The organism is Paramuribaculum intestinale (genome assembly GCF_003024925.1).
Classification (GTDB): domain Bacteria; phylum Bacteroidota; class Bacteroidia; order Bacteroidales; family Muribaculaceae; genus Paramuribaculum; species Paramuribaculum intestinale.
This window is the reverse complement of sequence record NZ_PUED01000240.1, coordinates 1-3003: the sequence shown is the minus strand read 5'-3', so window position 1 is coordinate 3003 and position 3003 is coordinate 1. Positions and strand designations below refer to the sequence as shown.

Below are 3003 nucleotides of genomic sequence, written 5' to 3'. Positions count from 1 at the left end.
AAGGGACAGGGGTGAGCACTGCGGCGCGGTTGACGAAGTTGCCGAGTATGGCCACGAGTTCGTTGTTGTTGCGTGCCTGGAAGTCGGCCCATGTGAAGTCGTTGTCCTTTGTTTCGGGCGCGTTGGCTGTCAGCACGTAGCGGAGCACGTCCTGTTTGCCGGGGAATTCGCGCAGATACTCGTGGAGCCAGATGGCCCAGTTGCGCGAGGTGGAAATCTTGTCGCCCTCAAGGTTGAGAAATTCGTTGGCAGGCACGTTGTCGGGAAGCTGGAATCCGTCGCCGTAGGCCATGAGCATGGCGGGGAACACGATGCAGTGGAACACGATGTTGTCCTTGCCTATGAAGTTGATGATGCGCGTTTCTGGATCTTTCCACCATTTCTCCCAGCTGTCGGGCAGTATCTCCTTGGTGTTGGATATGTAGCCTATGGGAGCGTCGAACCACACGTAGAGCACCTTGCCTTCGGCGCCTTCGACCGGCACGGGCACGCCCCATTTGAGGTCGCGGCTGACGGCTCTGGGCTGCAGACCCATGTCGAGCCATGACTTGCATTGTCCGGCCACGTTAGGCTTCCATTCCGGGTGTTCGTCGAGTATCCAGTGGCGCAGCCGCTCCTCATACTTGTTGAGGGGGAGATACCAGTGGGTGGTTTCGCGCCAGCTGACCGGTGCGGATGTCAGGCGCGAGTACGGATCGATCAGCTCGGTGGCTGAGAGTGATGTGCCGCAGGCCTCGCACTGGTCGCCGTAGGCCTGTTTTCCGCAGTGGGGGCATGTGCCGCCTACGTAGCGGTCGGCCAGAAATTCACCGGCTTCGGCGTCGTAGGGCTGCATGGATGTCTGCACCTCGAAACAGCCGTTGTCATACAGGCGGCGGAAAAATTCGGAGGCGGTGCGGGCGTGGATGTCGCTCGTGGTGCGCGAATACACGTCGAACGTGATGCCAAGCTCCTTCATCGAGTCGCGGATTATGGCATGATAGCGGTCGACGATATCCTGCGGCGTTACGCCCTCTTCGCGTGCCTTGATGGTGATGGGCACTCCGTGCTCGTCGCTTCCTCCCACCATCACCACTTCCTGCCCCTTCAGGCGGAGGTAGCGGGCGTAGATGTCGGCCGGCACGTACACGCCGGCGAGGTGACCGATATGCACCGGTCCGTTGGCGTAGGGGAGCGCGGTGGTGATGAGTGTGCGTTTGAAATTCTTTTCCATTATGTCTGATATGACTTGTTTTTCTGTGAAATGTTGTAGTGTGGTTACGGGTCGGATCAGGGGTGCAACTCCACGATGAAGCGTGCTCCGTGGACATACTCCTCGTCGAGGCGTACAGTGCCGTTCATGCGCGCGGCTGTCACGGCGCAGATGGGGAGTCCGAGCCCGTCGCCACCGGTGAGGTCACGCACCTGCGCGAACGGTTTGAAGAGGTCGGCTCTCGCTTCCGGGGCTATTCCGGGGCCGCTGTCAGTGACGATGAACTGTATGTTGTGCGGGCCGCGCTTTTTGAATTCGAGTGTGATCTTGCCTCCTGCGGGGGTGTATTCGGCTGCGTTGGAGAGCAGATGGTCGATGATGCCGGCGAGCGCTTCGGCGTTGATGCGCGCGCTCATCTTGGGGGCGTTGACCGATAGCGTCACCTCGGGGCGCAGAAGCGGTTCGACACGCGCGGCTGCTTCCTGACAGAAGTCGGCCACGTTGACCTCTTCGGTGGGGAGCGGCTGGTCGATGGCGTTCTCCTGGTCGGAGAGGGTCTGTATATGCTCGGCAAAGCCTTTCAGAGCCTTGACGGCCGGCAGATTCTGCGGCAGGGTGTCGAGAGTCGGAGCCATCTGCGACGATATGTTGGCTATGAAACGGCTCTTCATCTCATTGTTGGCTTTGGCGGTGTTGATGGCTTTTTTCTGCCGTTTGGTGGTGGCGATATAGCGCACGAGGCTGATGCCGAGCATCACGAGCGCCACGGCGAGCAGTGCCGCCAGTGCTATGAGCCCGACTATTATGGCTGTCTTTGCTGTAAGCGATGAGTCGCGCTCCTCGATGGTCTGCTTCGCGGCCTCGTAGTCGGCGTTGAGCCGTGCGTATTCAGCGGCGGCTCTGACTTTGCCTATGCTGTCGCTCCATGCGAGATATTTCTCGTATGATCGTGCGAGCATCCGCGCATTGTTGGTGCGTGTGGCGGTCTGTATTATTGTCTTGTAGCATTCGTCGGCCTTGTCGTAGTTGTTGTCGTTGAGATACAGCGCTATGAGCTGGTTGATTGCCTGATCGCCTTTGTCGGGCTGTCCGAATGTGTAGTAGAAGTTGGCTTCGGTGGTCAGCAGATCCTTGTCGGTTTCGGGATTTTTCTCGTCCTGTGCCCACTGTCGCATTCTGGCGAGCTGTTCGCGCGCTTTTTCTACATTTTTAAGCTTCATGTACATGCGGTGGCGTTCGCGTGCTATCGGGTAGTGGAGTCCGGGACGCTGTTTTCCCTGCTCGGTCTCGGCTGCGGAGAGCACGGCTTCGGCGCCCATAAGTGTTTCGAACGCTTCCCTGTAGTAGTTCTCGCGGTGGTATAGCGCGCTGACGTTGACAGCGGCCGGCACGGCCTTGTCGGCGTTCTGCTCCTTGGCAAATGCTTCGTAGGCTTTGAGATAGTGGTAGCGGGCCTTGACATACTCTTTCTGCTCAAGCGCGGCGTCGGCCTCGCGCTGCAGGTTGTCGCCGCGGCTCTGTGCGGCAAGGGGGAGCCAGCCGCAGATGATAGTCATCGCTACAATGGCAAGATAAGATTTCATATCCGAATCGATTGTTTTGTCTGAATGTTTGTGTCAATAATGGGGTGGTCGGGAGGTCTGTGCCCTGATCCGACATCAGTTTCGTGTAAAGTTATTGCAAAGTTAGGGCAAACTCCCCATGTTTCAAAAAATCGTGGTGGTGATTTTTGCAAAGCGTCTTGAAATTGGCTAATTTTGCCTCCGAATAACAAACGGAATAACAAAAAAAATTACAACAACGACTATGAA

2 protein-coding genes are annotated in these 3003 nt (G+C 57.5%); both read right to left on the bottom strand.

Features of this window, described 5'->3' with window-relative positions; genetic code table 11:
* Positions 1–1213, bottom strand: a 1213-nt coding sequence (metG, locus tag C5O24_RS12160) for a methionine--tRNA ligase (RefSeq protein ID WP_107681901.1), incomplete at its 3' end; no start/stop codon positions are given.
* A gap of 56 nt (positions 1214–1269) precedes the next feature.
* The gene (locus C5O24_RS12155; RefSeq protein WP_107036244.1) at positions 1270–2775 is read right to left on the bottom strand and encodes a sensor histidine kinase; all 1506 of its coding nucleotides are present in this window, start codon (positions 2773–2775) and stop codon (positions 1270–1272) included.
* Between the last annotated feature and the right edge of the window lie 228 nt (positions 2776–3003).

Excerpts from the sequence above, each read along its gene's own strand:
- C5O24_RS12155 (WP_107036244.1), bottom strand. The coding sequence starts at position 2,775 with ATGAAATCTTATCTTGCCATTGTAGCGATGACTATCATCTGCGGCTGG.